4 protein-coding genes are annotated in these 6,585 nt (G+C 69.4%); 1 reads left to right on the top strand and 3 read right to left on the bottom strand.

The genetic code is table 11. The annotated features are described in order from the left end of the window. Together K0M70_RS12705 and K0M70_RS12700 are read right to left on the bottom strand one after the other, a co-directional pair. Window positions 1–2,620, bottom strand: a 2,620-nt coding sequence (locus K0M70_RS12705) for an alpha-1,6-glucosidase domain-containing protein (protein ID WP_290782497.1), incomplete at its 3' end; no start/stop codon positions are given. After that, window positions 2,604–4,022: a solute:sodium symporter family transporter gene (locus K0M70_RS12700; RefSeq protein ID WP_290782495.1), complete on the bottom strand. Its 1,419-nt coding sequence runs from the start codon at window positions 4,020–4,022 to the stop codon at window positions 2,604–2,606. The genes K0M70_RS12700 and K0M70_RS12705, both read right to left, overlap by 17 nt. A gap of 151 nt (window positions 4,023–4,173) precedes the next feature. On the opposite strand from K0M70_RS12700, the gene K0M70_RS12695 reads away from it, so the two are divergent. After that, window positions 4,174–5,796, top strand: a complete 1,623-nt coding sequence (locus K0M70_RS12695; RefSeq protein WP_290782494.1) for an alpha-glucosidase family protein — start codon at window positions 4,174–4,176, stop codon at window positions 5,794–5,796. Between the two features lie 9 nt (window positions 5,797–5,805). On the opposite strand, the gene K0M70_RS12690 is transcribed toward K0M70_RS12695, so the two are convergent. Continuing rightward, window positions 5,806–6,585 (bottom strand): phosphomethylpyrimidine synthase ThiC (locus K0M70_RS12690; RefSeq protein ID WP_290782492.1); only part of this gene is annotated, 780 nt, incomplete at its 5' end.

Genomic DNA, 6,585 nt, shown 5'->3' with positions numbered 1-6,585 from the left:
GCAGCGTGAAGGCCTGCCCCGCTGCCTCGGGCACGGTGACGGTGGCGGCCGCCGTGCCCGCGTTGATCACGTAGACCAGGGCACGAGACCCGGCGCCGACCAAGCCCTCGCCATCCAGGTGTGCGGCCATCACCGCGCCGGACTGACCGGGCCCGGTGTCGGCGAAGCGCAGGCGGCGCGCGATTTCGTCCGCGTCGCGCAGCCGCAGCAGCCCGCTGCCGGCGCGGATGCGCAGCAGGTCCAGGAAGGCGTCGCGCGTGAAGCGCATGTCGGCGGGCGTGGGCTTCACCGACGGGTCGGCCAGCACCGCGCGCATTACCGGCCAGCTGGCGCCGTTGTCGTCCCGGGGCGGAAGGCCGATGCCGAAGCCGTTGTCGGCCAGGGTCCAGTCCAGCCGGTTGAAGGCGTCGCCGGAGTTGTAGCTGTTGCGGTCCAGCGACTTGCTGCGCAGGATCTCGCCGCCGGCATGGAAGTAGGCCAGGCCCTGGCTGAAGGCCACCGTGGCCAGCGCGACCACCTGCACGCGCGCGCGCTCGGACGACGGCGTGCCGGCCGGCAGCTTCAGCGCGTTGGCGTCGAACAGGGTGAGGTTGTCGTGATTCTCGACGTAGTTCACCACCTCGCCGGGCAACAGCGCGTAGCCGGCGGGCTGGCCGACGTAGTCGATCTGTTCCAGGCGTTGCGCCTGCCCCGTGCGATCGGTCAGCGTGAACGAGCGCACCGAGCCCGCCAGCCCCACACGCACCAGGTCGGCGGCGCGCAGCAGGTCATCCCGACTGGCCGTGGACAGGGCATTGGGCGCGTGGTGCAGGCCGTTGACCCAGCCCTGGTTTGCCGCCAGCGCGTCGCCGCTGTCACAGCAGCCGCCGCCGCGCACGGCGTCTCGCGCGCGGTCTGAGAAGGTGGCGATACCGCTGCCCGCCAGCGACAGCTGCGAGGCCTGGACGAAGCGCGCGCCGTCGGCCACTTCGCCGAAGTTCCAGCCCTCGCCGATCAGCAGCACGGGGCGGCCCGTGGCGCGGTCCACGTCGCGCTGCAGCTGCTGCATCGCTTCGCGCGGCTGGTGGCCCATCAGGTCGAAGCGGAAGGAGTCGATGCGGTAGTCCCTGGCCCACGTCACGGCCGAGTCCCGCATCAGCTTGGCCATCATGCGGTGTTCGGTGGCGGTGTTTTCGCAGCACGTGGACCGCGTTACGCCGCCTTTCGGATCCAGGCGGTGGTAGTAGCCGGGCACGACGCGGTCAAGCACCGACCTCGGGTCCTGCCCCGAAGCGAAGGTGTGGTTGTAGACGACGTCCATGCCCACGCGCAGGCCGGCGGCGTGCAGCGCCATCACCATCGCGCGCAGCTCGCGCACCCGCACCGCACCGTCGTTGGCGTCGGTGGCGTAGCTGCCTTCGGGCGCCGTGTAGTGCAGCGGGTCGTAGCCCCAGTTGAAGCAGTCACGGTCGCGCACGGCGTTCACGGCGGACTGCCAGGCTTCCGGGCCGTCGGCGGCATCGGCGCGGGGCGTGGCGCAGCCGGTCTCGGGCACGCTGGCCAGGTCGTACACCGGCAGCAGGTGCACGTCGGTGACGCCGGCCGCCGCCAGCGTCCGCAGGTGGCGCATGCCGTCGGATCCGGCGGCCGTGAAGCCCAGGTATTTGCCCCGGTGGGCGACGGGCACCGTGGCGTCGGCGATGGAAAAATCGCGCACGTGCAGTTCATACACCACGGCGTCCGTGGCGGCCGCCAGCTCGCGGCCGCTCGGCGCCTGCGCCCAGCCTGGGGGCATCAGCGCCGGATCGTCCAGGCGGCCAACGTAGCTGCGGCGCGAATCGGCCGACAGGCTGATCGAATAGGGATCGGTGACGCGGTTGCGCACCCAGCCGGTGCCGGGCACCAGGACGTCCACCAGATAGGCGTAATACTGCCCGGCGCGAACGCCCGGCAGCGACCGCGACCAGGCGCCCGTGGCGGCATCACGCTGCAGCGCTGGCGCCGACTGCGCGTCACGGTGGGCATCGGGATAGATGCACAGCGCCACGGCACGCGCGGTCGGTGCCCACAGCGCGAAGGCGGCGCGCCCGTCGGCCACGGTAACGCCCAGGTCCGCCAGACCCTCCGCCGCCGCATAGCGGTCGTCCAGCGCAGCCGCGTGCTGCACGCGGGTGGCGTCAACCACCCGTCCGTTCGCGTCCTCTTCGACCAGCAGAAGATCGCTGCCCAGCCCGCCGGCGGAAGGGCGCGACGCCATCGCCGGGACACGCCACACCGGGCCTTCGCCCAGCCAGGCAAACGCCTTTTGCTGCGCTTCGGGCAGCGCCCCGCGGCGCAGCGACAGATCCAGGCGCTCGACGCCGCGACCCGCCAGCGGCTCGCCGATGCGGAAAGTACGCCAGCCATCGGCCGCGTGGTGAAGACTCAGCCTGGCGTTTTCCGCCTTGCCGGGCCAGCGCAGCTGGCCGGCGTCGATCCACGCCGCGCGCGCATCGGCGGGCGCGGCCGTGGACGCCTGCAGCAACCGCGAGCTCCCGGCTGCGTTGCAATCGGCCACCGGCGCCGCCTGTGCGCCCGCCGCCAGCGCGGCCAGCAGCAGCGCCGCCGGGCCGCGGAATAGCCGATCAGCGCGCAGCGGCATGGCTGACCCCGGTGGAAACCATCATCCGATCCACGACCAGGATCACCGCCAGCGTCACCGCCAGCGTGATCGCCATCAGGTGGATGTAGTGCAGCGGTGACCACACGAAAGTGAACACCGCATACAGCACCGCACCGAACGCCAGGCCAATGCGCGCCGCCTTGCCCTTCACCCAAGGGAAGGCCACCGCGGTGATGAAGATCGCCAGCACCGGCATCGAATAAAGGCCGTTGAGACGCTGCAGTGTGTCCACGATGCTGCGCGAGTGCTCATACACCGGCACGATCAGCAGCGAACCCACGGTGAACACCACCGCCACCCACTGCCCCACCCGCTTCACGTCCGCCTGCGGGTTCACGTAGCGGATGTGCAGGTCGCAGGCGTACAGGGCCGACGCCGAGTTCAGGCACGAGTTGTAGCTCGACAGCACCGCGCCGGCGATCACTGCCGCGAAGGCGCCCGACAGCCAGGGTGGCAGTACGTCGCCCACCAGCCGGCCGTAGGCGCTGTCGCCGATGTCGCCGTATAGCTTGAATGCGATCAGGCCCGGCAGCACCACGATCAGCGGCATCACAAGTTTGAACGCTGCGGCCGCGTACAGGCCCTTCTGTGCCTCGCGCACGGTCGGTGCCGCCAGTACGCGCTGGGCGATCACCATATTGGTGCCCCAGTAAAAGACATGGATGAAAAGCATTCCCGTGAGCAGCGTGGTCCAGGGAATATCCGAGTCCGCCGCGCCCAGCAGGCTCAGGCGTTCGGTCGGAATGCCCGACAGGTCGAAGTCCACCGCGGCCAGCGCCAGCACCGTTACGATGCCGCCCAGCACCAGCAGGCCCACGCCGTTGAAGGTGTCGGAGATGGCGATGGCGCGCAGGCCGCCGAAGAAGGCGTAGGCCAGGCCCACGGTGGCGTAGAAGCAGGCGATCTGGAAGATGCTCAGGTCAGGGCTGAACATGGACTTCATGAACAGCGAACCGGTGTACAGCACCACCGGCAGCAGGATGCACAGGTAACCCAGCAGGAACAGCACCGACACCATCGCCCGCAGGCCGGCGTCGCCCAGCCGGCGCTCGATCAGCTCGGGCGTGGTGGTGCAACCGTGCTTGTAGTAAAGCGGCACCAGCACGTGCGCCAGCACCAGCAGGCCGGCGATGGCGCCGAACTCCCACCAGGCCACCAGGGCCACCTGCGCGCCGTTCATGCCGACGATCTGTTCGGCGCTGATATTGGTGAGCAGCAGCGAGCCGGCGATATAGGGCCAGGCCAGGGTGCCGCCGGCCAGGAAATAGTCCTTCGACGCGCTGGCGTCATGGACCGCGCGGCGGCAGCGCCACCAGGTCAGGGCCGCCACGAGGGCGGTGAGCCCGAGGAAGATCACCATCTGTATCGCGTAACCCGACATGCCGCGCCTCCCCGCGCTGGATTGGCGGCCACCGTAACGCCCCCTCCGCCGGCGCCGGGCTATGAATACGATTGCATCGGTATCGTGCCACCACGGCCGCCGCTAAGCTTCCATCACGACGGGCGACAGGCCACGCCAGGGAGCAGGCGAGATGGAAACACCAGGCTGGTGGCGCGGCGCCGTCATCTACCAGATCTACCCGCGCAGCTTCCTGGACCTCGACGGCGACGGCGTGGGCGACCTGCGCGGCATCGAGGAAAAGCTCGACTACGTGGCCAGCCTGGGCGTGGACGCCATCTGGATCTCGCCGTTCTTCCTGTCGCCGATGGCCGACTTCGGCTACGACATCGCCGACTACTGCGCGGTGGACCCGCTGTTCGGCACCCTGGCCGACTTCGACCGGCTGCTGGCCAAGGCGCATGCGCTGGGCCTGAGGGTGATGATTGACCAGGTGCTCAGCCACAGCTCCAACGAGCACGCCTGGTTCAAGGAAAGCCGCAGCAGCCGCGACAATCCCAAGGCCGACTGGTACGTGTGGGCCGATGCCAGGCCCGACGGCACGCCCCCCAACAACTGGCTTTCCATCTTCGGCGGCAGTGCCTGGCAGTGGGAGCCGCGGCGCTGCCAGTACTACCTGCACAACTTCCTGGTGGCGCAGCCCGACCTCAACTTCCACAACCCGCAGGTGCAGCAGGCCTCGCTGGACAACGTGCAGTTCTGGCTGGACCGCGGCGTGGACGGCCTGCGGCTGGACGCCATCAACTTCTGCTTCCACGACCGCCTGCTGCGCGACAACCCGGCCAAGCCCGCGGACGAACGCACTGGCCGCGGCTTCTCGCCCGACAATCCGTACGCGTACCAGTACCACCACCACAACAACACCCAGCCCGAGAACCTGGCCTTCCTCGAGCGCCTGCGCGCGCTGATGGACCAGTACCCGGACGTGGGCGCGCTGGGCGAAATATCCGCCGAGGACCTGCTGGGCACCATGACCGAGTACACCCGGGCGGGCCGGCTGCACATGGGCTACAGCTTCGAGCTGCTGACCGAAGACGGTTCGCCCGGCTTCATCCGCCGCACCGTCGAGGAGCTGCAGGCGCACATGAGCGAGGGCTGGCCCTGCTGGTCGGTGTCCAACCACGACGTGCCGCGCGTGGTGACGCGTTGGGGCAAGGGCTCGATTGATCCGAACTTGGCCAGCCAGTTCAATGCGCTGGCCTGTTCGCTGCGCGGTTCGATCTGCATCTACCAGGGCGAAGAGCTGGGGCTGCCCGAAGCGGAGGTGCCCTACGAAGCCGTCCAGGACCCCTACGGCATCGCTTTCTGGCCCACCTTCAAAGGTCGCGACGGCTGCCGCACGCCGATGCCCTGGCGTGCCGACGAAGGCGCCGGCTTCAGTGACGCCAAGCCCTGGCTGCCGGTGCCCGACGCCCACCGCGCGCTCAGCGTGGCCACACAGGAAGCCGACCCCGACAGCACGCTGCAGCGCTTCCGGCGCTTCCTGGCCTGGCGCCACCGCCAGCCGGCGCTGATGGCCGGCGAACTGCGCTTCCTCGACGCGCCCGCGCCGGTGCTAGCGTTCGAACGCCTGCACCCCGACCAGCGCATGCTGGTGGTGTTCAACCTCTCCGACCAGCCCCAGGCGGTGCCGCTGCCCGGGCTGGAAAACCTGAGCGCCGATCGCGGCCACGGGCTGCTGGCCGGCAGCGCCGACGAGCGCGAGGTGTGGCTGCCGGCGCGCGGCGTCTATTTCGCCGTGTCGCCGGCCGGCTGACCGGCGGCGTCAGTCGCGGCGGTACAGCTGCGAACCCTGGGTGCGGAACTCGGCGGCCTTCTCGGCCATGCCCTTCTCCAGCGCTTCGGCTTCGTCGGTCACGCCCTGGTTGGCCGCGTATTCACGCACGTCCTGGGTGATCTTCATCGAACAGAAGTGCGGGCCGCACATCGAGCAGAAGTGGGCGACCTTGTGCGCGTCCTTGGGCAGCGTTTCGTCGTGGTACTCACGCGCGCGCTCCGGGTCCAGGCCCAGGTTGAACTGGTCTTCCCAGCGGAACTCGAAGCGGGCCTTGCTGAGCGCGTTGTCGCGCGCCTGCGCACCGGGGTGCCCTTTGGCGAGGTCAGCGGCGTGGGCGGCGATGCGGTAGGCCATCAGGCCTTCACGCACGTCGTTCTTGTCGGGCAGGCCCAGGTGCTCCTTGGGCGTGACGTAGCACAGCATCGCGGTGCCGAACCAGCCGATCATGGCCGCGCCAATCGCGGACGTGATGTGGTCGTAGCCCGGCGCGATGTCGGTGGTCAGCGGCCCCAGCGTGTAGAAGGGCGCCTCGCCGCAGACGGCCAGCTGCTTGTCCATGTTCTCTTTGATCATGTGCATCGGCACGTGGCCGGGGCCTTCGATCATGGTCTGCACGTCGTGCTTCCAGGCGATCTTGGTCAGCTCGCCCAGGGTTTCGAGCTCGCCGAACTGCGCGGCGTCGTTGGCGTCGGCAATGCTGCCCGGGCGCAGGCCGTCGCCCAGCGAGAAGCTGACGTCGTAGGCCTTCATGATTTCGCAGATGTCTTC

This window comes from Arenimonas sp. (assembly GCF_019459675.1).
GTDB lineage: Bacteria > Pseudomonadota > Gammaproteobacteria > Xanthomonadales > Xanthomonadaceae > Arenimonas.
The sequence above is the reverse complement of the archived record's forward strand: the minus strand, read 5'-3'. Positions and strand labels throughout refer to the sequence as shown.

Excerpts from the sequence above, each read along its gene's own strand:
- K0M70_RS12700 (WP_290782495.1), bottom strand. The coding sequence starts at position 4,022 with ATGTCGGGTTACGCGATACAGATGGTGATCTTCCTCGGGCTCACCGCC.
- K0M70_RS12695 (WP_290782494.1), top strand. The coding sequence starts at position 4,174 with ATGGAAACACCAGGCTGGTGGCGCGGCGCCGTCATCTACCAGATCTAC.